23 protein-coding genes are annotated in these 23,012 nt (G+C 31.7%); 4 read left to right on the top strand and 19 right to left on the bottom strand.

Annotated elements, in window-relative coordinates:
• Positions 1 to 458 precede the first annotated feature (458 nt).
• Positions 459 to 1,601 carry a PepSY-associated TM helix domain-containing protein gene (locus GWR14_RS22875; protein ID WP_163411463.1) on the bottom strand — a complete coding sequence of 381 codons (1,143 nt, stop codon included), beginning with the start codon at positions 1,599 to 1,601 and terminating at the stop codon, positions 459 to 461.
• 87 nt (positions 1,602 to 1,688) lie between these two features.
• On the bottom strand, positions 1,689 to 4,022 hold the full coding sequence (locus GWR14_RS22870; RefSeq protein ID WP_163411462.1) for a TonB-dependent receptor: 2,334 nt from the start codon (positions 4,020 to 4,022) through the stop codon (positions 1,689 to 1,691).
• A gap of 279 nt (positions 4,023 to 4,301) precedes the next feature.
• Between GWR14_RS22870 and GWR14_RS22865 the strand changes: the two genes are divergently transcribed.
• Positions 4,302 to 5,462 (top strand): MFS transporter, encoded by a 1,161-nt coding sequence (locus tag GWR14_RS22865; protein WP_163411461.1) that lies wholly within the window; start codon positions 4,302 to 4,304, stop codon positions 5,460 to 5,462.
• Between the two features lie 58 nt (positions 5,463 to 5,520).
• On the opposite strand, the gene GWR14_RS22860 is transcribed toward GWR14_RS22865, so the two are convergent.
• From GWR14_RS22860 to GWR14_RS22825, 8 genes are all read right to left on the bottom strand, one after another.
• Complete coding sequence (locus tag GWR14_RS22860; protein WP_163411460.1) at positions 5,521 to 5,985, bottom strand: hypothetical protein; 465 nt, start codon at positions 5,983 to 5,985, stop codon at positions 5,521 to 5,523.
• Between the two features lies 1 nt (position 5,986).
• Positions 5,987 to 6,490, bottom strand: a complete 504-nt coding sequence (locus GWR14_RS22855; protein WP_163411459.1) for a hypothetical protein — start codon at positions 6,488 to 6,490, stop codon at positions 5,987 to 5,989.
• 4 nt (positions 6,491 to 6,494) lie between these two features.
• Positions 6,495 to 6,971: a DUF6265 family protein gene (locus GWR14_RS22850; protein WP_163411458.1), complete on the bottom strand. Its 477-nt coding sequence runs from the start codon at positions 6,969 to 6,971 to the stop codon at positions 6,495 to 6,497.
• Positions 6,972 to 7,117: 146 nt separating this feature from the next.
• On the bottom strand, positions 7,118 to 9,427 hold the full coding sequence (locus GWR14_RS22845; protein ID WP_163411457.1) for a DNA topoisomerase 3: 2,310 nt from the start codon (positions 9,425 to 9,427) through the stop codon (positions 7,118 to 7,120).
• Positions 9,428 to 9,580: 153 nt separating this feature from the next.
• Positions 9,581 to 10,141 carry a YbhB/YbcL family Raf kinase inhibitor-like protein gene (locus GWR14_RS22840; RefSeq protein WP_163411456.1) on the bottom strand — a complete coding sequence of 187 codons (561 nt, stop codon included), beginning with the start codon at positions 10,139 to 10,141 and terminating at the stop codon, positions 9,581 to 9,583.
• A gap of 92 nt (positions 10,142 to 10,233) precedes the next feature.
• A complete protein-coding gene (locus tag GWR14_RS22835; protein WP_163411455.1) occupies positions 10,234 to 10,677 on the bottom strand; it encodes a helix-turn-helix domain-containing protein in 444 nt (147 codons plus the stop codon).
• Between the two features lie 43 nt (positions 10,678 to 10,720).
• Positions 10,721 to 11,074, bottom strand: a complete 354-nt coding sequence (locus GWR14_RS22830) for a hypothetical protein (RefSeq protein ID WP_163411454.1) — start codon at positions 11,072 to 11,074, stop codon at positions 10,721 to 10,723.
• A gap of 175 nt (positions 11,075 to 11,249) precedes the next feature.
• A complete protein-coding gene (locus GWR14_RS22825; RefSeq protein WP_163411453.1) occupies positions 11,250 to 12,368 on the bottom strand; it encodes a T9SS type A sorting domain-containing protein in 1,119 nt (372 codons plus the stop codon).
• Between the two features lie 223 nt (positions 12,369 to 12,591).
• Between GWR14_RS22825 and GWR14_RS22820 the strand changes: the two genes are divergently transcribed.
• Entirely contained in the window at positions 12,592 to 13,383 is a 792-nt protein-coding gene (locus GWR14_RS22820; RefSeq protein WP_163411452.1) for a DUF5995 family protein, read from the top strand.
• 137 nt (positions 13,384 to 13,520) lie between these two features.
• Here the strand turns inward: GWR14_RS22820 and GWR14_RS22815 are convergent, their stop codons facing one another.
• From GWR14_RS22815 to GWR14_RS22795, 5 genes are all read right to left on the bottom strand, one after another.
• Positions 13,521 to 14,957 carry a hypothetical protein gene (locus GWR14_RS22815; protein ID WP_163411451.1) on the bottom strand — a complete coding sequence of 479 codons (1,437 nt, stop codon included), beginning with the start codon at positions 14,955 to 14,957 and terminating at the stop codon, positions 13,521 to 13,523.
• A 209-nt stretch (positions 14,958 to 15,166) separates the two neighbouring features.
• Positions 15,167 to 15,760 carry a class I SAM-dependent DNA methyltransferase gene (locus GWR14_RS22810; RefSeq protein ID WP_163411450.1) on the bottom strand — a complete coding sequence of 198 codons (594 nt, stop codon included), beginning with the start codon at positions 15,758 to 15,760 and terminating at the stop codon, positions 15,167 to 15,169.
• Between the two features lie 25 nt (positions 15,761 to 15,785).
• A complete protein-coding gene (locus tag GWR14_RS22805) occupies positions 15,786 to 16,130 on the bottom strand; it encodes a hypothetical protein (RefSeq protein WP_163411449.1) in 345 nt (114 codons plus the stop codon).
• 73 nt (positions 16,131 to 16,203) lie between these two features.
• On the bottom strand, positions 16,204 to 16,917 hold the full coding sequence (locus tag GWR14_RS22800) for a DUF3307 domain-containing protein (protein ID WP_163411448.1): 714 nt from the start codon (positions 16,915 to 16,917) through the stop codon (positions 16,204 to 16,206).
• Positions 16,905 to 17,510, bottom strand: a complete 606-nt coding sequence (locus tag GWR14_RS22795; RefSeq protein WP_163411447.1) for a transcriptional regulator — start codon at positions 17,508 to 17,510, stop codon at positions 16,905 to 16,907. Before GWR14_RS22795 ends, GWR14_RS22800 begins: the two co-directional genes overlap by 13 nt.
• A gap of 337 nt (positions 17,511 to 17,847) precedes the next feature.
• Between GWR14_RS22795 and GWR14_RS23965 the strand changes: the two genes are divergently transcribed.
• Positions 17,848 to 18,009, top strand: coding sequence for a DUF5995 family protein (locus tag GWR14_RS23965; protein ID WP_317165172.1), 162 nt, complete (start codon positions 17,848 to 17,850; stop codon positions 18,007 to 18,009).
• Positions 18,010 to 18,181: 172 nt separating this feature from the next.
• On the opposite strand, the gene GWR14_RS22790 is transcribed toward GWR14_RS23965, so the two are convergent.
• Positions 18,182 to 19,150, bottom strand: coding sequence for a leucine-rich repeat domain-containing protein (locus tag GWR14_RS22790; protein ID WP_163411446.1), 969 nt, complete (start codon positions 19,148 to 19,150; stop codon positions 18,182 to 18,184).
• A gap of 323 nt (positions 19,151 to 19,473) precedes the next feature.
• Here GWR14_RS22790 and GWR14_RS22785 point away from each other — a divergent pair, with 323 nt between their 5' ends.
• Positions 19,474 to 19,722, top strand: coding sequence for a hypothetical protein (locus GWR14_RS22785; RefSeq protein ID WP_163411445.1), 249 nt, complete (start codon positions 19,474 to 19,476; stop codon positions 19,720 to 19,722).
• A gap of 99 nt (positions 19,723 to 19,821) precedes the next feature.
• Here the strand turns inward: GWR14_RS22785 and GWR14_RS22780 are convergent, their stop codons facing one another.
• From GWR14_RS22780 to GWR14_RS22770, 3 genes are all read right to left on the bottom strand, one after another.
• Entirely contained in the window at positions 19,822 to 20,976 is a 1,155-nt protein-coding gene (locus tag GWR14_RS22780; RefSeq protein WP_163411444.1) for a hypothetical protein, read from the bottom strand.
• 211 nt (positions 20,977 to 21,187) lie between these two features.
• Entirely contained in the window at positions 21,188 to 21,766 is a 579-nt protein-coding gene (locus tag GWR14_RS22775; protein ID WP_163411443.1) for a DUF2272 domain-containing protein, read from the bottom strand.
• Between the two features lie 182 nt (positions 21,767 to 21,948).
• A complete protein-coding gene (locus GWR14_RS22770) occupies positions 21,949 to 22,956 on the bottom strand; it encodes a CBS domain-containing protein (RefSeq protein WP_163411442.1) in 1,008 nt (335 codons plus the stop codon).
• Positions 22,957 to 23,012 lie beyond the last annotated feature (56 nt).

The raw sequence follows: 23,012 nt of genomic DNA, 5'->3' as shown, positions 1-23,012 counted from the left end.
TTAGTTGCTTTGAATTGAAAACAGGCAAATGTAAAATTTTATTCAGACAATAAGAAAATCATTTTCTTCTTTACTTTAATATTGAATTGTTTGCAAAAAAACACCTCTATTTAGAAAAAAATAAATAAATAAATAAATAAATAAATAGAAGTGTATAAATATAGGAATATTTAAAATCTTAAAACTTTAGTGTTATGTTAGCAGCAACGTTTCTTGGAGCTAACGGATTATTGTTGATTCCCCACATTTCGTCATTAAGCAGGTTATTAACTTTTAATCCTAAGCGCCATTTTAGCTGATCATAGAATACTGTTCCGTCTAAAAGAGTATTTGATGGAATTGTTAGCTGGCCATATTGGTTATATACTAAATGATAGAAGAACTATACAAACAAAAAAAGAGACTGTTTTTTAAATTTAAAACAGTCCCTAAACTTTATAGCTAAATCAAGAGTAAAATTATTTTTTTTGCTTTTTGTTTCTGCGTCCCCACCAAATTAAGAATCCTGTTATGGGTAAGCTTGCTGAAACAAGACTGGCAAAAAACGCCAGGATTTTACCGGGAAAACCAAGGATGCTGCCTACGTGAATTCCATAATTTAATGCTCTAAATTTTTGTCCGGTATCTTTATCCTGGTAAGTTGATGTTTTGATGAGTTTTCCGGTATATTGATCAAAATTGATATAAACATTATCAAAACTGCTATCATATCCTGCAAAGGCATAAATAGGTGCCAATGAATCATTTTCTGTTGGATTAGAAATATAATGGCGTTTCGCTTTAGGATGTAATAGATTAATTTGGGCATATATTCGATCAATAGGCTTATGTACAGTGTATTGTGTAGTATCAGATTCTATTACTTCTTTTTTACTGTCTTTTCCTCCATTGAGAGCCCATTGTATTCCTTTATCATACCATTTAAAAGACCAGACTAGCCCTGTAAGTGCTATTATTAATGCAAAAATTAAAAAATAAAATCCCATTATGTTATGAATATCGTAATTTTTACGTTTCCACTTCGTTGTATCTTTCCAGCGAAACCAAAAGCGTTGTTTTGCGGCACTTTTGTTTTTTGGCCACCAAAGAATTAAACCTGTTATGAGAGAGATGATGAATATGATAGTTGCAGTACCTGTAATGATATCTCCAATTTCATATCTCATAAAAAGGAATTGATGTAACATTCTTACAACAACAAAAAACTCTGTGTTTTGATTTTCTATTTCTTCTACTTTACCTGTATAAGGGTCTACATACACTTTTGTACTTGATCTCAAATTCCAATACCAAAATGCTTTTTCATCTAACTCTTTATAAAAATAAACAGCCGCTGTTCGTTTCTTGTCCCTGAACATATCAAAACCAGACATCACCTGTTCAGGATGTGCTTTATTGGCTTCTTTTGCAATAATTATTATTTGGCTTACCGGGAGCTTTTTACTTTTTACCTGATCTACATAGTAATAGCTGTGTATTATTGGTCTTAGTTCTTCTTCAAAAGCATATAAACAGCCTGTAATTCCAAGTATAACAACTATTATTCCCGAACTTAGACCGAGCCATAAATGAATTTTAAGTATGAGTTTTTTAAATGACATTATTTGAGTAACTAATAGGTTGGTAAAAAAACAAAGCACCTCTTTCCTTAAAAGATAGAGGTGTTTTGTTTTTAAATTAAAGGAATTTTAAAATTTTAATGATAAACTTACCAAAAGATTTGTTGGTGCTTGTGATGCTCCCCAAATATCCCAATATTTTTCGTTGGTTATATTGTTTAGTTTCACACCAACTCTCCAATTTGGCTGATCGTAAAATACTGTAGCATTGTAGATCATGTAAGACGGCATGTAAAAAGTATTATCAACGGTGAAATAATTATCATCTACATAATTAGCTCCCAAACCGGCACCTAATCCTTTAAATTTGTTTTGAAAAGTATAAGTTGTCCAAAAATTCACTACGTTTTCAGGAGAACTAGCTGCTTTATTTCCCTCAAGTGCAGTGTTAGTTGCTTTTAAAATGCGATTGTCATTATATGCGTAACCCGCAATAATACTTAATCCGTTTATTGGTTTGGCGATTAATTCAAAATCTACTCCTTTGCTTTTCTGTTTTACATCCTGCATATTGTCTCCATTTGCAAGTGTTCTGGTACCATTATCAATTGTAATATTGTAATAGCTGGCAGTAGCACTCAGTTTTTTATTGAAAGTTTCGGCTTTTATTCCTCCTTCATATTGATTGGCATATACAGGGTCTAATACAAATATTTCACCGCTTGAAGGCTGTGTTACAGGAGCATAATTTTGGAATCCGTTCATGTAATTTCCAAAAATAGAAACCTGATCTTTTACAATTTCATATACCAGTCCAAATTTAGGAGAGAGAGCATTTTGGTGAAATGCAGTTGTTGTTCCTGCCTGCTCACGGTTAAAATTGTCAAAACGCAAACTTAGCATAGCTGATAATCTGTCAGTAAAATTGATTACATCACAAACATAGGCGCTAAAAGTTTCCTGATCTCCAACCGGAGAGGTAGTCACCGTTAATACTGCATCTACTGCTTTTCTTCTGATTGGGGCAAAGTTGGTAGTTACATCTATATTATCAAGATAGGTTGTAGCAGTTCTTCCTCCTGAAAAGTTAGATTCATATTTTCTTAAATTGATACCTGCAAGAAATTTATGTTTGAATATCCAGGTAGAAAACTGGCCATTGATGTTTTCCTGCAAATTAGTATAATTATTAAAGATCGGCCCCCAAAGCCCGACTCTTCTGGAAGCATTAGTTGGAGAGGTCCAGTTAGCGTAGCTTTGATAACTGCGTTCTACGTCTTCACCTACGAAAGAAAATATCGTGGTAGATTTCCAGTTTTCGGAGATTTCATATTCTGCCTGAGCAAAAATTTTGGTTGCTGAAGTTTTCGCATCATTGTCATCATGGAACATAGATTTTTTATAATCTATTTTTAATTGCTCCGGATTGTTTATACCAGAAGCTGCATCATAAGTATTATATGTTCGTCTGGTATTGTTTGAATTATACAATTCTGCATCAAAATTGAATGTAAGTTTGTCGTTTGCTTTAAAAGTAAGACTTGGAGCAACAGCTAGTGACTTGTTGAAACCATAATCTAAAAAGCTTTTTTCGTTATTTACGGCAAGGTTAATTCTGAATAGTACTGTTTTTTCTTTGTTTAAAGGAGTATTTACATCGGCTGTAAGGCGGTTTAAGCCAAAACTTCCTCCAGTGTAAGTTACTTCTGAGGCTGTAGTTTCAAAAGGTTTTTTTGTTACCAGGTTTACAACACCACCAAAAGAAGATACAGATGAACCGAATAAAGTTCCGGATGGGCCTTTCATAACCTCAATTCGTTCTACGTTTGAAAGATCAATAGAAGAACGTCCGGTAACGGTTTCCATACCATTTCTTGCATTAACTCCAACAGTAAAACCTCTGAACCCGATTCCAATTCCACCAGAAGGGTAGCTTACAGGCACAGCACCAGCGCTGTTTCGAATAGCAGTTTCGATATTTACTGCTACTTGTTCCAATAATAGTTCTTTATGAATCACACTGTAAACCTGAGGATTTTCAAGATTTGCGAGAGGCATTCTGGCAACATAGTCTGTCTTTTTAGACATAATGCTTTTTTTTCCGCTTATTACAACTTCCTGTAATTCTTTATTTGAAACTTTCAATTGTAAATTAAGCGTAGTCGTTTCATTTTCAGAAACATTTACTTCCTGCTCTAAAGTTTCATAACCTGTTAAGGAAACCTGTAGCGTATATGTATTTGCAGCTACTCTGTTAAACTCAAAATTACCCTCATCATTGGTTACGGCACCATATTTGGTTTTTTTCAGGATGATATTTACGTCGGCAGCAGGAGCTCCGTCAGATGTGGTAATGATTCCTTTTATCTTTCCGTGGTTTTGTTGTGAAAACATGCTAATTGCTGAAAATAGCATACTGATTGAAAATAGAAAACGAAATGTTTTCAGTTTTAGATACTTCATTATAATTTTTAAATTTGGTTAAGGAAATTTATTTTTATTTAGAATTAATAAAAACAGTGTAAATGTAGAAATTAATATATCTTTAACAAGTTTTATTTAGATTCATTACACATAAAAAGCTTTATTTGTCAAAAAATATACTTTTTTTAAGAAAATTCAGCTTTAAAAGTTCTCATAAAAAGCTTTACAATTTTGAAATACTAATTTTGTATGTAAAAAGGTTAAAAGAAAGGATGTTGGTTGAAAATACCTTAATTTTGCAATCTGAAAAATGACTTAATGATTTTACCTTTCTTCAAAAAAATTCAAAATACTCCAAGAGGCTATCGTATAGCTAATACCGTCTTTTTTTTCCTTTCAGGTTTTGGATATTCTTCCTGGGTATCCCGAATTCCGCATATTCAGGCACAATTGCATTTATCCGAAGCCCAGTTTGGAGCTGTTTTATTTGCGTTTCCGATTGGTTTAATGCTGACGATGCCTTTTACCGGAAAATTATTAAACAAACACAGCAGCCGTTACATCATGCTTTTGGGAGCTATAATGTTTAATATTGTACTGTCTTTACCCGGATTAGTTGCCTTTGTATGGCAGCTGGTTATTGTACTTTTAATTTTTGGAGCTTCCAGAAATATTTTCAATTTATCGATTAACGCACAATCCCTTGAAGTGCAGAAATTATACCCAAAATCAATCATAACCCGTTTTCATGCGGTTTGGAGTATTGCTGTTTTTTCAGGAGCAGGTTTAGGCTACGTAATGGTAACACAGCATATTGCACCATCTCATCATTTATTGGGAGTAAGTGTTTTTATGCTGGCACTGACGGCTTGTTTTTACCCGTTGAGTATTCATAACGAACCGGTTCCCGTTAAAAAGAAGTTCTTCTCGATGCCGGAAAAAAATCTGGTAAAATTTGCCCTGATTTGTTTCGTTTCTATGGCTTGCGAAAATACGATGTATGACTGGAGTGGAATTTATTTTGAAAATATATTAAAAGCTTCCCCAAAATTAACCAGTGCTGCGTTTGTATTTTTTGCAACAGCGGTGACTTTAGGACGTATATTTGGAGATTATGGCGTAATGAAATTCGGAACTAAAAAGATTTTGCTTTATAGCGGAATCCTGATTACGGTAGGTTTCGCTATTTGTTTTATCCTGCCGTATGCTTATCCAACTATTTTTGGTTATGTTTTAATAGGAGGAGGGGTTTCCTGTGTAGTTCCGTTGGTTTTTAGTATCGCCGGAAGATCATCAAACCTGAGTAGTGGCTCTGCCTTAACTTCTATTTCTACAATTGGTTATCTTGGGTTTCTTCTGGTTCCGCCAATGGTTGGTTTTATCTCTGAATATCTGAGTATGAAATGGGCGTTTTTGGTAATGGCGTTTTTAGGTATTCTGATGATTTTTATGGTGAATAAGATTGGGGAGAACGAGTAGGTTTTAAGCTTCAGATTTTTTATTAAAGCCCCGCTGAGACTTCGAGAGGTCTCTGAATTTATTTTTCAACGATTTTATTTAAATAATCTTTCCATTTTTGTTTTTCTATAATGTACGAATATTGAAAACTACCTTCATAAATTCGAACTTTATCTTTAAATTGGAGTGTATCTACATAAAATAAACCAAGCAGTTCTTCTTTATTTAAAAAATCAACAGAATAAGAACTTGTTGGACAACAGCAATAACCTGTTTTTTCGGCATTTTCAAAAATATTTTCAAAATCGTCTATTTGCTGATTATTTTTGGTTTTAAAAACTTTTACAGGTTTAAATAACTCAATACTTCCTGATCTTTTATATGTTACGGATGAATCGTAAGCTTTTATAACAATTTGCGTACTATTAGAAAGTGTTGTATTAAATGAAAAATTATCTAGGATATTCTCTATAGTCTTTTGAGATTTTATATCGCAGCTCAAAATGGCAGCCAAAACTAAAAATAAAATAAAGTATTTTTTCATTTTAAATTATCTCTTGATATTGATTTTGAATGAGTCTATTCGTCCATTTTGAAAAGAAAATGACAAGACCAATAATCAATAAGCAGGAGCCGTTTAGTATAAATATAGTTTGATAATCATCAATAAAACGGTTAACGGATAAAAATGATTTAGAATACTTCCAGCTTAAAATATCAAATCTATATAAAAAATAACTTATAAGTAAAATCACAAAACTATTTAGTATTGACCACTTTTTCATTTTTGAGATTGCAATGGATAGTAGGAATGCAAATAGAATCCCTATTAAGCAGGCTAGTCTTGGCCAAAAAGTAAATAAAGCAATTTCTTCTAGACCTATTCCATATTTTTCATGATTGGTCACAATGTTCTCAGCACCATAAGTTTCTGTCAGATTAATTAGTTTTACATCATGAATCCATGCAAAAGACTGAAAAGAAAATACTAAAAAGTAGGTCGCTATTAAATGAAAAATAATCTGAATATAATTGATCTTTTGTCTCATTGTTTTACTTCTTCGTCATAATAAACCTTTCCGTAGTCTGCTTACCATTCAAATTTCCAGAAATTTCAGCTGTCAAAGTATTATTAGCTCCTTTTGTATAAGTAATTTTTTGAGGATAATCGTGTTTTGGATTTTCAAAAATCAATTGTTTGTCTGTTTCAGAAGTTGAAGGGAAGAAAACTGGTTTATCCTCATTTTGACCTTTTACAGTTGCTTTGTAAGTTAATGTTTCGCCCAATTGAGCCAAAATAATATTTTCAAAATGTAGAGTATCTTTTCCTTTAATGAAATAAGAAGCAGCGCTAAAGGTACTGTCGTTTAATTTTTGCCAGTTTTCGATTAAAAAACCATCAGGAGAGGTGTTTTTCCAGTTCCCGATTAACCAGTCTGCTTTTTTGATTTTGTCTTTTTCAACGGTTTCTTTTTTCTGACAGGAGACGAAAGCTATTATAAGTGCTATGATTGTAATTTTCTGAAACATATTTATGGGATTTTGGTTTTGTAATGTTGCTACTAAAGTATGAAAAGAATTGTTTATTTGTGAAATGTGAAATGTGAAATGTGAAATGTGAAATGTGAAATGTGAAATGTGAAATGTGTATTCTTTAACATCTAACATTTTGCTTCTTACTTTTCACTGCATAAAATTGAATAAACAAGCTCCTTTGTTGGTTTTTGATCTTTTAGCTTTGCTCTTACTTCATCAAAAGTGACTTTAAAATCACAGCCTGATTTGTATTCTGCACAACCGTAAGCTGTTTTACCTTTTAAGATAGTTCCTTTTTTACATTTTGGACAAACTAATGCATCCGAATTTTCTTTTGGATCGGATTTTTTATCAGTTTTCTTTGGCTCTAATTTCAGTTTGTAATTTTCTTCAAAACGAATTAAACCTTCAACAATTCCGGAATCGGTTTTAAAACCTTTAATGTTTACTGTAGAACCTTTCTGAACCAATCGCAAATATTGGCTTTCCGTAATTTTTTTGTCATGAAAAACGAACGGAAGCACAAAATCACAGCCTGATTTATATTCGCTGCATCCAAAAGCCGATTTACCTTTAATAATATTTCCCTTTTGGCACTTTGGACACGTTTCTGCCGTAATTCCGAAAACTTTCTTTTTTTCTTTTTCTGCTTTTACAATTGGTTTCTGAATCGTTGCGGCATGCGAAATATTAGCGCGTTTCGTTTCGCTTCGAACTTCGGTAACCAAAGCTTCAACCATGCGCTTCATATTTCTAATAAATGCAGCAGCGGTAAAAGTGCCTTTTTCAATATCTTTCAACTGTTTCTCCCAAGAACCTGTAAGTTCAGCCGATTTTATCAATTCATTCTGAATCGTATCAATCAACTGAATCCCTGTTATCGTTGGTAAAACCTGTTTTTTGTTGCGGACAATATACTGACGTTTGAAAAGCGTTTCAATAATATTCGCACGTGTTGACGGGCGACCGATTCCGTTTTCTTTCATCAGCTCACGTAAATCTTCGTCGTCAACTTGTTTTCCAGCGGTTTCCATTGCACGCAGTAAAGTTGCTTCGGTAAACTGATTGGGCGGTTTGGTTTCTTTTTGGAGAAATGAAGGTTCATGCGGACCTTTTTCGCCTACCACAAAACTTGGCAGTAAATCCGGTTCTTTTTCTTTCGTATTAGGATCTTCAAAAACGACACGAAAACCTTTTTTCAGGATTTCTTTTCCTGTTGCTTTAAAAGTAACTTCAGCAGCTTTTCCGATTACTGTAGTATTAGCTACTAAACAATCATCGTAAAATACAGCAATAAAACGTTTTGTAATAATATCGTAAACCTGCTGTTGATTGTACGGAAGATTGATTTCAATTCCCGTTGGAATAATAGCATGGTGATCGGTTACTTTTTTATCGTTAAAAATCTTTGGTGATTTCTTGATTTTCTTTCCTAAAAGTGTTTCTGTCAGATGGCTATAATTCGTTAATTTTTGCAAAATTCCGGGTACTTTCGGGTAAATATCTCCGGGCAAAAAAGCTGTATCAACTCTAGGATAAGTTATAGCTTTCTGTTCATATAATGTCTGTGCAATTTTAAGTGTTTCTTCTGCCGAAAACCCGAATTTTTGATTGCAGTAAACCTGCAGACCCGTTAAATCAAACAGTTTCGGAGCATATTCATTTCCGTTTTTTTTATCGACAGAAACAATTTCGAAATCACTTTCTTTTACTTTTTCAGCCAGGATTTCTCCATCTTCTTTATTCAGAAAACGGCCTTCTTCATAACTAAAAAGTGTTTCTCTGTATAAGGTCTGCAGTTCCCAATAAGGCTGTGGTTTAAAGTTTTCGATTTCTCTAAAACGATCTACAACCATTGCCAATGTTGGTGTCTGTACACGCCCGATAGATAAAACCTGTTTGTAACCACCATGTTTTACAGTATACAAACGAGTGGCATTCATTCCCAAAAGCCAGTCTCCAATTGCTCTGGAAAATCCGGCGTAGAATAAATTATCGTAATTAGCAGAAGGTTTTAAGTTCTCAAAACCTTCTTTGATGGCTTCTGTGGTCAATGACGAAATCCATAAACGTTGGATTTCGCCTTTATAATGCGCTTCGTTCATCACCCAGCGCTGAATTAGTTCTCCTTCCTGTCCGGCATCCCCGCAGTTGATGACAACTTCGGCTTTATCGAAAAGACTTTTAATAATTTTAAACTGTTTCTGGATTCCCGAATTCTGAACGACTTTGGTTTCGAACTTTTCTGGAAGCATTGGCAGATTGTTCAAATCCCAGCTTTTCCAGTGTGGTTTATAATCGTTGGGTTCTTTTAAGGTACATAAATGACCAAAAGTGTAAGTTACTGCATAACCATTTCCTTCGTAATAGCCATCGTGTTTGGTATTGGCACCCAAAACAGATGCAATTTCACGTGCTACACTTGGTTTCTCGGCAATACAGACCTTCATTTTCTTCTTTCTTATTTGAAAGCGAAATTAGGAATTTAGAAATTGGTATTGAAATTTTGTTAAGGCTAAAACGACTTACAGTATTATTCAGTATCAACAAAGCCCTTCAGTTGTTGAACGAAGGGCTTTATTGGTGATGTTTCTCGGATTGATTTATTTTTTTTCTCTTCGGTAATAGGTTACAATACTTGCTTTTGCAATAGTATTCATCCATAAATTATAACCGACAACTGCAGGATTTGTATTGGCATCTGTGCCTAATTTTGCAGTTTTTAAAGCATAAACGGTAATGATATACTGATGCGATCCGTGATTTTCAGGAGGACATGGCCCGCCATATCCTGCCACACCATAATTTGTAACACTTTGAATAGTTCCTTTTGGTGTTAGATTTAATGATAAATTCCCTGCGTTTGTAACCAATTCATTGCTGGTAGCCGGAATATCAAATACGACCCAATGCCACCAACCGCTGCCGGTTGGCGCATCAGGATCATACATTGTAACGGCAAAACTTTTTGTACCTTCCGGCGCATTAGCCCATGATAGCTGTGGAGACTGGTTTTTACCCGTACAGCCAAAACCTCCGAATTCTTCTGTTTTTGTAGCCTGTCCGCCTAAATCTTTACTGCTTAGCGTAAATGTTTTTTGGGCAATAATTGTTCCTGATGTAAATAAGAAGAAAACCATTATCAGTAAATTAATCTTTTTCATTTTTTATTTATTTAAGATTTATAGACTGTAAAGGTAGTTTGCAGGAAAGCTTTCGGGTTATTCTAAAAAGTTCTAAAAGTGTTTCTAAAAGTTCATTTTGACAGTTGAAATTGTTTTGGGGTAATGTTGTATTTTACTTTAAAAGCCTGAGTGAAACTGGATAAACTTTCGAAGCCTACTTCAAAATAAATATCAACAGGACGTTTCTTCTTATTAGTCAGCAGATAAGCCGAATATTCCAGTCTTTTTTCCTGAAACCATTTTATAGGGCTTGTCTGGTAATGGTTCTCAAAATTTCTTTTGAAAGTAGAAATGCTCATGTTGCATAAAAAAGAAAGTTCCTGCACGGTTAGATTGTTCAGTTTATTGCTTTCAATTACATCTGTAAAATGTTTTATCTGACTGTTCTGCTGAGTAAGAATATTATTTAAAAACTGAGTCCCTTTTTTATGAACGAGATAGGTTAGTATTTCCTCCAGTTTTGTTTGTAATAAACTTTTCTGAAGTGAAGCGGAATATTCTTTTATTTTAATCAAACTGTTTACGAAGTGCTGAATATAATCATCATATTCAAATATTTCAAAAAGACTTAAAATTTGAATTATCAGCTATCAAAAGATTGTTCTTTTGCAAAAAGTTAAGTAACATATTATTATCAAAAAACAGCAATATGCTTCGATAACTGTTGGTTTCAGAAAGATTTTCAGTCATTAAACAATTCCCGGATTTGATCAACAAAAATGCGTCATTGTTGATTGTTGTTGCTTTCTCCTGTGTAAAAACTTCTTTTATGCCTTCGAGTAAAAAGCTAAAAGTATTCTTATTCAGCATGACCTTATTCCTGACTGAGGAGCTGTATACCTGATAGTCGAAAATCTGAACCTCACTTTTTGTATCAATATTTAAATCGTTTGGTATATGTTGAATGTCCATTTTGTAGTGAGTCTTTAAATTGTATAAAGTCTTTATGAGGAGTGTGTTTAATCAGTTTATGTTGTCTGATGTAATCCTGCTTGCAAAGATTGATTTTTTCTTTATAAATACAAAAGCTGCAAAAATATTTTCTTGCAGCTTTTGTAATAAGTGGAAATTGGTATTTTACTTTAGACTATTTAATAAATTTAAATGATTTAGTGCCTAATTTAATTATATAAGCACCATGGCTGTATGAACTTATGTCAATTGAGTTATCGTTTGCAGAAACTTGTTTTGTAGCTAATAGTTGTCCTGATAAATTATAGATGTCAGCCTGATGATTGTTTTCTAATCCCGAAACAATAAGTTCAGTTTTTGAATTGTAAACTGAAACAGCTTTTAAATCCTGATTGAATTCTTTGTTAGATAAAGTGGCATCCTGCACGGTAACTACTTTTCCCTGATTTAATAAGGTCATGTATAGCTTGTCACCAATCAAAACCACATCTCTAAAGTTTGCATTAAAAGGTGTTCCGTTATTGTTGTCCTTGTAAGTTGTATTTTGGGCAACTGTGGTTCTGTTAGAGGAATTAGCTGTCATCATTGTGATTAAATTGCCCTCTGTAATAAATAACCTTTGGTTACTAAAAAAAATACCTTTATTAAAACTAAAATCGTCATCCCCTAAATTTGTAGGGTCTGCGATATCAAAAACATATATTTTCCCTTTGCCGCCAACAGATATATACACATGATTTTCATAGATAGCCAAATCATTTGCATCGTTATCTGTAGTTACGCTATTTTTTACAATTGTGGCTACTGGATTTAAAAGATCTATCTTTTGAACCTGCAGTGTAAAATTATCATTCGCATCCGGAGCCGTTTCTGCTGTGAAATAAATCGTAGATCCGGTAATCGCCAATGATGAGACATATTGTGGAGTAGAGTAAATTACAGTAATACCTGCACCTGGATTGTTAGTATCAATAGATATGATCCTGCATCCAAAAGATACATTAGCAACTTCATCATAATTTTCTTCTGCGATATAAATAATATTACCGCTAATGGTAAGGTTGGTCATGTAAAAGTTTGCCGCAGCTGTATAAATTACATTTGCAGTAGGAGAGCCAGAAGCAGTATTTATTTCGTATAGATTTTTAGGTCCCTGTGCATAGAGTATATTTCCTTTGTTAATAATTGCAGAGGGTTCACTTAGACCAGAAATGTAATCTGTAGCTTCTTGTTGCGAATAAGAAATTGAAAAAATCGCAAAACTAAAAAGAGTAAAGAGTAATTTTTTTATCATAAATAAAAGGCTTTTAAAGTTAAAATTAACTTCAAAATTAGATAATCCACATATTTTAAAAAATACGCCAAAAGGAGTATTTTTTAAGAATGAGTAAAATAGGGGGAGGTTTGCTGAGAATCAATGAAAAATAAAATAACAGGATAATTCTTTGAAAATAGTTTGTTGAAAGATTAAAATAATTATATTCGTTCTTGTTAATTTTAACTATAATCAACTATAAATGAATATAAAACAAGCTGCTACTATAGACGAGGTCATTCAGTTATTGGATGAAATAATAGAAACTGCTAAACTTGAACAAAGCGCTATAGGTTTGTTTACGGCTCTTTATCGTGAAGTTACAATAAAAGTAAAAGAAGGAATTCAAAATGGTTCTTTTCAGAATGGGGAACGAATGGAAAAACTGGATGTCATTTTTGCGAATAGGTATTTGAAAGCGTATTACCAATATAAGGCTAAGGAAAAAGCATCTTCATGTTGGGAATTTTCTTTTCAGCAGGCAGAAACTTTTTGGCCAATAGTGCTTCAGCATTTATTGCTCGGAATCAATGCACATGTGAACCTGGATTTAGGCATAGCCTCAGCTGAAGTCAGTACAATAGAAGATATTGAAGATTTAAAATCTGATTTTGACCAAATAAATGTTATTCTCAGCAATCTCGTAGGGCATGTTGAAAAATGCCTGATCAAAATTTGGCCAACACTTACCTTTATATTAAAATTGACAGGTAAAATAGATAATTTCTTTATTGATTTTAGTATGAAAACTGCCAGAGATGGTGCATGGAAATTTGCCAATGAATTTGTTTTAGTGTCAGAAGAAGGAAGAGAAGCATGTATACAGGAGCGAGATGAAAAAATTACTAAAATTGCACGCTTGGTCTCAAACCCGGGATATTTTGTGAGTGCCGTTTTCAAATTTATTCGCCTGTTTGAAAAAGGAGATGTTGCTCAAAAAATAATTGATTTGCAGATCGTCGAACAAAAAAAGGCTGAATGTGTTGCTATTTAGTTTTAAAAGATACATGAAAAATGAACACTTGTTTAACTATTTTTAGGTGGTAAATAAAGCATAAAAAACCACAAGCAGAAGCTTGTGGTTTTTTGTATGTATAATTTTTGCCTTAGACTAAAAGATAAAGAGACTTGCTATCTTAATTTTAGGCGCAAATTATAATCGTCCATAATTTCCTTAACACTTTCCTGTTTAATTTGCTTTCTGGTTAAGCCTTTCAGGCTGCCTACATACCCATTAAAAACATGACTAATATAAAGGGGAGAAAGTTTCGATCTGTGAGAGGCATTATGACATGAGAAGCAATTAACTAGACTATCGACTGTAACCTGATGTATTGATTTTGGGGCAAATCCTACCTGAACATAGGTTTCCATGGTAATATTATAGGCTGCAATGGAACCTCTTGTCAATTTTCCGGGTGTAGATTCTGAAAGAGTACCACTTAACGAGTCTAATAAGGCAGCTTGTGCCGGAGTGCCATTGTATCCTTCTGTATTAATCCATATTGAACCATTGTAAAAATAATTGTTCCAAATACCTTTCAACTGTTTCTTAACACTTTCATTAATGGTACGAATATTATTAAAATTCTGCGATCCATTTTGACTCGTTTTCATATAAAGCTGAACATTATGAGAGCCTTTCATTGCTTTTTCTACCGGAACCCCATATTTATAAACAGAAAAGACATCTGTATAAATTCCGTTTTTTGAAGTTATATTCGTAACTGTTGCAGTGCTGCTTTTATTAAAAAAAGGATAATCTACAGAACTGGTTACAGGCGCATCAGTTGTTGGTGTAGCTTTAGACCAGTCATAAGCAGGAGCAAGATTTTCATGTTCAAAAGTAGCCCATACAAATTCGGGATGATTTTCTACCACTCCGACTACATGCATACCCAAAAGGGCCACTTTGGTTTTGACTCCGTTGATTACTCCCTGAGTAATAAAATAAGAAGAAGGATCTTTTAGAACACTCGCATCAATCCAGGAAGTTTTAAGTTCTAATGAGCCTACAGGAAAGGTTATGTCTTTTACTTTTGAAGGATCATTTTTTGCTATTGGACCATACTTTAGCATTGTTGAATACATCAGTTTATCCATAAATATAGAATAATACACTGTAGTAGATTTAGGAACTCCAGATGGATAATTAGGTGTTTTTAAAATATCAGAGGCAGAACTTGCCTGAGCAGTATCTGTCAAAACAATTCCATTACTTGGATCTAATCTCTGACCATCTGCATTCACCTGAATCAGCGTAGTTATAAACGATGGAACTCCATTAACCTCATTGGTAAGCCAAAGAAATTTTTGCCAGGACCATTGATGAAAGTCACAATTAGTTACTGTTGCATTGTTGGCAAATACGCTTGTTGGTCCTTCATTTGGAGGAGGAGTCTGGCGTGTGTTATTTACCATCGTAAACCAATTAGCTGGAGCTAAACACTCGGAAGAAGCGGTACTTTTGATACTCGTATAAGTATCTTTTTCTCCTTTTGAATCCTTTTTACAGGCACACAATGAGATTAGTGTGATTAAAAGTAATACCTTTTTTGTAGTTTTCATAATTCGGTTTCTTTAGTTAATTTTTGTAATTATCTTTTTTGAAGAAATGAAACTAAACAATTAAGAAACTAACTAGAGAAAAAATGCCTTGAGGCTTCAATATTTAGGTATGAAGACAATAAAAACGGGTATTAATAAATTATTAGGAATATTACTCAATAGACGATTATAGCTAATTATGCTTCAGGAATAGAGCAGTAGTGTTTTTTTTACTTTTTTCTTGCCAGTACAACCCAATCACGCTGGTCTTTTTCTTCAACAAAATTTTCGATTGAATAAACTATTTCAAAACCAAATTCTTTCATTAAGCCGAGAACAAAATCTTTAGACAGACAGCTGTAATAAAATTGTTCACCAAACATACTGTCAATATGTTCATCTTCTTCTTTTCCGTGGGTAAAAAGGAAATAACCTCCGTGGGCTAATAAATGATATACTTTGCTGTAAATTTCTTTTTGTCGCTCTTTTGGAAAATGAAAAAGTGAGTCCCAGGCTATAATTCCGTTGAACTTTTCATCTGATTCAAAATCAAAAAAATCGCAGGTAGAAAAGACAGCGTTTTTAATCCCGGCAGATTTGGCCATTTCTATCATTTTAGCCGATTGATCTATTCCTGTTATCGAAAAATTGCGTTCAGAAAGATATTTGGCTATTGGCAATCCGGTTCCGCATCCAATGTCTAAGATGGTTCCTTCAGAATTTATATAGTCAGCAAAGTCTATAATGGGTTTGTTTACAATAGCATTGTTTCGGGCAGTAATCCAGCTGTCAATAATTTTATTGTATGAATCTTTATTTGTCAAAGGTTTTTAAAACTTTAAAATTTACTTATTCAATTTCTATGTATTCAGATTTTCCTTTATCATTTCCGTTTGTCAGCCACTCCCAATCTAAAGACAATTTAATTTTGCCGTTTTCGGTCAGTGTAATTTGAGCTAATGCTTTACCGGCTTTCAATTGATTGTCTGTTGTTAAGCATTGATAAAGCATATTTAATTGATCATCTTTGAGATCAGCAATAATTTTTCCGTATTTTATCGTACCTCCAAAATATTCAGCAGTTACAAGATTGTCTTGCTGCTTATAATTAAAAATGGTTTCTGTATTTACTTCTCCATTATCAGAATTTTGGATAAGGGCAAATTTTTTATTATCAAAGTTAAATTTATTCATTTGTGTTGGTTTTGTTTTCTTGTAAGCTAGTATTATGTCTCGATGTTGAAGAACGGATTGCTGAATACGGAGATTATGTGATAGTTTTTAATTTTAGATATATTTTGGCTATAAATATTGCAAAACCAAAACTTATTAATGTTCCGATTAAAATATATTCGGTTAATCTGATTTCTTTATTTTCTTTTAAGTCACCAAATCTGAAAATTGATTTGGCTGCGAGTAAGAATCCAACACCTTCCCAGAAAGAAGCTGTTATAAAAATGAAAATGAATAACCTTTCTAACATTCCGATGTATTTTCCAGCGTCTTTGATTCCGTTATTTGGTAAAGGATAATTAAAGATTTCCATTATTCTTTTTATAATGATAGCAGATACAAACGTTATGCTTACCAATGCAATTAATAACAGATAATTTTTAAAATTGAAAATTTGGTTAAAATCTATAGTATAGGCATAAAAATATTTGACAAATAATGCTATCATTATAGCGTGAAGCATCTGATCGATTATTAAATTGCTAATATTACTGATTTTATTTTTAATCAATATTTTGGTTGTTATATCGATTATTAAGTGTGAAAAAGCCAGTGTTATTGCGGGTATTATATAGCCTTTTTCAAACTGCGTAATCAGCAGGATTAGAGCTAAATGAATAAGTACATGCAGGTACAAATATTTTGATGCAAATTTTTTGTTTTCAATGTCATTTACCATTTTGTTGGTTTGAAAAACAAAATCGCCCAACAGATGTACGAGTGTAATCTTTAATATTAATTCAACCATTGTTGTATTTTTTGAGAGTATAAATCTATTATTTCTATTATTTCATCGTAGCCTCCTCTTTTTAAAGCTTTGTTAATAGTTGTTTTGTCTTTTGACAGTCTTTCGGCTATTTCTTTTTGTAAAAGTTCTCTGTGTGTTAAGGTGTAAAATATAGTTTCAGATGTAACAGGTTTCCAGTTATCACTTATAAAACTGAGTAATTTCAGTATTGGGTTAAAGTAATCGTCAAATTCGCTAAATGGACTTCGCAGGATTAATGTATTATTTTTAATCTTTTCGAAACTTTCTCCTGAGTTTATATAGGCAGTTCCATAAGATTCAGTAATTTTTTTTCCTTTGAAATTTTTATCGCCCAGACCAATTGACATTCTTACATCTATTTGATTACTAGATTTTATTAAGGCTTTTATAGATATTGCAATTTCCAGAGCTTTTTCTATTTCGACTTCAATTTGAAAGCTGTCGCCTCTATATATTTCCCACTTTTCAGAATCTAATATAATTTTTGAAAAGTATTCTTTAAGTTTAGGAAGCCATATTTCAGGATTTACCTTTCTTGAGTTTATTATATCACCGGTAATTACTGCTATCATATTCGGAAAATTTTATACACAAATATATCTAAAATTGGTCAAAAAAAGCCATTTTTTATTAAGTGACGTTTTTTGACCAATTTAATGTTTTTAGATAATGCTTTAAATACAAGTTGTTTAAAGTGTTACAAAGAAGGTAGTAGGCTTTTTTAAGCCAATTTTTAAATATTGGCTTATAACGACCAATTTTGAGAAATGTAAAAATTCAGGTGGCTGGATAGATTGTGAGAAGCACTTGTTTTTTTGGAAAATTAACTTCTGAAATAGAAATATTATTCTCAGCAATCTCGTAGGGCATGTTGAAAAATGCCTGATCAAAATTTGGTAAACGCTTACCATTATCTTAAAATTGACGAGTAAAATAGATAATTTCTTTATTGATTTTAGTATGAAAACTGCCAGAGATGATGCCTGGAAATTTGCGAATGAATTTGTTCTAGTGCCAGAAGAAGGAAGAGAAGCATGTATACAGGAGCGAATGGAGTGTGTTGTTGTGTAAATTTAAAAAATAATTATAGCAAAAATCAGAAGTTTGTATATGTAGGCGGTTTTAGCAAAGGCGCAAAGTCTTTTAAAAATTTGTATTTGGCAGTGCGGACTTGCAGCTGCGTTATCGAAACTTAAAGCTATATTCGGGCTATCCGGATTAAATGATTAATTATACAACATGATTATTTTGATGCTAATTCACTAATTTTATCTGAATATGCATAATTGTATTTCTCAAAAAAGGGAAACATGGATTTCGGAATAGATTGAATAGGATTACCTTCAAAAACTATTCGTGTTAAAGTTGACACATTTAAATGTATCAATTCTTCTGGTAAAGTAGTTATTTGGTTAAATGCAAAATTTATATATTCAATTTTCTGAAGTTTAGATAATTCAGGCGGGATACTTATAATTCTATTTCTGTTTGCAAATAAATATATTAAATTTTCCAATTCACCAATTTCAGCAGGTAATGATTTTATTACATTACTTTTTATATTTAATCGTTCTAATTTTTTAAGATTACCAATTTCCCTGGGAAGTATCGAAATGTTGTTTTCATCTAATAACAACTCTTTTAGGTTAACAAGATTACCAATTTCATTAGGTAATTCTATTAAACCGTTATGTATAAGATCAATCCTTTCGAGATTTTTTAGATTACCAATTTCAGAAGGCAACCTTTTAATTTTACAATAATATAGTCCCAAATCCTGGAGTTTTGTAAGTTGTCCGATTTCTTTAGGAATATTTTCAATTTTATTATCCGCTATCCATAATAATTCAAGATTTATCAATTGTCCTATTTCTTTTGGAATAGATAAAAGTTTATTGTCTTTTAAATCAAGTTCAGTAAGCTCTTGTAAATTAGCTATTTCAGGAGGAACACTAGTTAATTCACAGCTGCTTAAGTCCAGTCTCCTAAGATGTTTAAATTTTAAAACCTCTCTGGGGAAATTATCTATTTTTTTTCCATGAAGGGTAATACCAAGTACGCTATCTGCTGGAAATTTCAAAGCATCTTCAAGAGAGTAAAAATAATAGGAGGGCTTATTATTCTGCGCCTGCGAATATCCTGAATTCAAAATTGCAATAAAACTAAATAATAAGGTTTGGCTTATTTTTTTAAATAATCGAATTACCAGCATGATTTAAATTATGAAAGTTAGATGATTTTTATTTAACTAACCACGATAGCGATAGCATGGATTTGCAATCCATACCCGCAAAGATTGGTTTGTCCTGCTTGTAAATATAAACAAAAGTTTAGTAGTTTTTGTTTTAAGATTTGCATTATGGCTCACTTTTACAAGCACAGATAGTAAATTTCAAGCTACCGGATTTATTTAGATTTATATATCGGCTGTATACAACCGATTGTATACAATCCTCTAAAAATTATCCATTACTTGTAATTTCGTTTCTATGAAAAATTAGAATAAAAAGACTAAATAAACTAAAAAAGGATATTATGGAAACAAAACATAAAGAACGAGTAGCAGAATTTCTTCAATCAATGTATGCCGCAAAAAAGCTTAAAAAGCTAAAACCACATAATAGTGATAATTCGTTTAACGTAACACTAAAAGTATCTGGTTACAACCAATTAAACTTAATGGTTTCAGATTTGCTAAAAGCAAGTATTCTTTTGCTTCATCATGATGCGCCAAGTTTGCCAAGTCATACCGTAAACACAGATATTAATGTAATTACGAGATAGCAGCTCTCGCAAGCGGAATTTTGAGAACTTATAGCTTAGTGCTCGCACTAGTGAAAAAGCATATCAATTAGTTTTAAGACGTCTAATCGATAAATAACCTTAATTTTGATCGAGATTTTTAATTTCATCATTTATCATATCAATCGAATTGGAAATTGACGATAGATTTTTTGCAAGTTCATTCGGTGTTTCTTCATGTGCTATTAATGTTAAAATAGCAGCATGCATCCATTTAATACGAATAAAAGAATATAAAAATAGAACAAGGAAAAGTTTACCTAAAAAGCAGACAAAAAAAACAATTCCTTTAACGGCAACGTAATAATTTGTTTCATTAGACACAAGTTGATCAAAAACGCCAAAAAATATTTGGAAACAAGCATAAATTGGAAAAAGAATAGTTGCGATGAAAAAATAAAATTTATCCAATAATTTTTCTTTGAGATTTGTTTGATAGAAATATAGTATTTGTACTAATCTGTTAAAAAATAAAATCATAGCTACGCAATTAAAAATACTGCAAAACATGTCTAGTGTTAAGACGGTCAATTTAATGGATAAAAAATCTATTTTAGTGCCTAGCAAAATAATATATGATAAAATGTAAAATGTCAGAAGAAAATAATAAATTCCAAAATGTAAAGTACTTTTATTGTTAGAATCTAATGTTTTTTGATAAAGTATACTAAAACTTACCCATAAACCTATACCAGAAATAAAATTAAAAATATTTGCCAAAGCGCTAATGGTAAGATACCAAAAAGCGTTTGACGTTTTGTCAATTGAAAGCCCGTATATATAGTCAAGATAAGAAGAACAATTTTTGAAATCGTCTGAGGGGGTCAAATGCAATATATCTTTAATAATGTTTAGTGTGTAAAAAATTATTAATGGCCAAAGAAATAATGTAAAGTTACTGACTAACTGACCAACTATGGCACTTGTTCTTTCGACAAAATATTCAGACTTTTTTTCAGAGATTTTAAGAATTTGACTAACCTTCTTCAAATCTTCTAATTCAGGTTTTTTAAATTTTCCATGTTTTCTTTTTAATAAATAGAAATCATTACTAATTGAGGAAAATAAAAATATTGCAATTATTAATATGATTATATTTAATAGTGCGGAATAAACTAAAAGTGAATCATTGTTTAAGCTAAGTATTTGCAATTTGTCTGGTTTAAAAAATAGTATAGATGATACAATTGTTAAAACTATTGCAATAACTTCTTTAAATTTAAATATTTTCCGCATATTAATTTATTTAATTTATAGTAACGTTGTCTAATATACTCGTTCTTCAACCTAATAAAAAGGATTTATCATCTCTGATATTGTAAGCAGATAGATTTGATTAAGTAGCGGACTTGTTTTTTTGCTTAAGTATTTTTACATATCCATAAGCGTAAATTTTTAATAAAATCTTAAATTATTTATATGAGTTGTTTATTTTGTTTGTCTACTTCTATTTCAAATTTTCAATAATAGATATAAAAGGATTGGTATTGCGTGGTTTAATGAATCCCATTTTATCAAGACGAATTTCCTTTACTCTAATAGAATCACCTTCATTGCCTCCAATTGTCAAAGCATATTTACCAGAATTATCTTCACCAATTTCAATGACTATTGCAGAATGAGACTCGTAACTGTCATGATTAATAGCATAATCGTAGTTATATGTATTGCCGCTACGATTGTTATGAATAATATCTCCTATTTTTGGTTGGTATTCGTTTATTCTATGTCCTCTAAATACACCACTATTTTGTAACTTATTTGTAATAGCTTTATTTACAAATTTTGAATGGCTTTGTGCAAATTTAAATTCTATTGATGTTGCTCCAGCTTGTTTTATGCACCAAGAAACAAAAACAGCTGACCAAGGAACAGTAACACAACTTGTAAAATTAAATCCAAGTTCAGTCCAATATTTTTGTATTTGTTTACAAAGTTTGGTTTCGGATTCATCCATATTTTTATATGTCGAATATTGTTGTTGAGTAATATCAACTAGTTTTTTTGCAAAAGATGTTGTTGCCATTTTTATATATTTTTAGTTATTTAAAATTTTATGAGGATGTTTTATTTGATTAGAGAACTGGTTTCAATTTTAACTACTCTTTTTATAATAATAGACAAAATTTGTAATCTTTGAATTTGTAAATATTTACTGTCCACATAGAAGTTAGATTTAAGAATATCAGAAACTTTTAAATAAATATTTTAGATGTTAAAATTTTTGATGTAATCCATTAAGAATTTTGACATGCTTCTAAGGTTATTTAATTCAGCATCTGAAATTTTATCTGGATGAAAATGCATTACTCCATTTCTTATTTTTCTAATTTCATGTAATTCATTTGTAAAATCAGCTTTTATAAATGGCAGGTCAAGTGAATTCCAATTTTCATTGTTTTCTATTATTAAAATATATTCGCCAAATGTTAAATCACTAATTGATTCTATTTTTCTAGAAACATCAGAAATAACAAGAAGTTTAAGTATATCTTGTAAAACAATTTTGTTATGTAATATTAGACGAATAAAATTTTCAATTTGTTCGAGTAAAATGAAAGGCTCAATTTGTTCCAGAAATTCTTCGTTTAAATCAAATGGAGTTACTGGCCCCCTAATTTTATTTTCTCGAGTTTTAACAAAAACCATCTCTGTTTTTATTACCTCTTTAATAGATTCAAATAAAGGAGTATCTTCTGATAGAATTTTATACTCGTCTATCATAAAATCTTTGACACAATTTGAATCCTTCTTAGTAATTAGGCCTTTTGCTATTGATTGCCAGCTAATTATTCCTAATATTTCTCTGTCATTATTCATTACAGGAAGTTGGGAGTAGTCATTTTTCCACATTAAATGAAAAGCTTTTTGTAAATCTGCATCTCTTGTAATTGATACAGGAATCTGTGATGCAGCTTTTAAAACTGAAAGTCGATTTATTGGATCAAACTTTTCTTCTTCTGACTCATTTCCACTTTTTATTCGAGCTTTGTCCATTTCTTTTAGCTCTACGTATTGATCAACCCAACCTCCTTGATAGTTAGGAACTATAATTAATTTTTCTTTTTTTAAATATTCATTAATGCGCCAAACATTTCCGCTAGTTCGTTTTTCATAATTACCAAATCTCCATAATAAATCACGTATCGTCAGCTTTTCAGGTTTGCCTTCTTTCTTAACTTTGTTAACTAAATTGATAAATTCTTGTCTAGGCATATTTATTTTATTTTAATACTTTAAAAGTCTCATCCTGCTTTATAATATTTTTTCTA

Source organism: Flavobacterium ajazii (assembly GCF_010614725.1).
GTDB classification, from domain to species: Bacteria; Bacteroidota; Bacteroidia; order Flavobacteriales; family Flavobacteriaceae; genus Flavobacterium; species Flavobacterium ajazii.
This window is presented reverse-complemented; position numbering and strand designations above follow the sequence as displayed.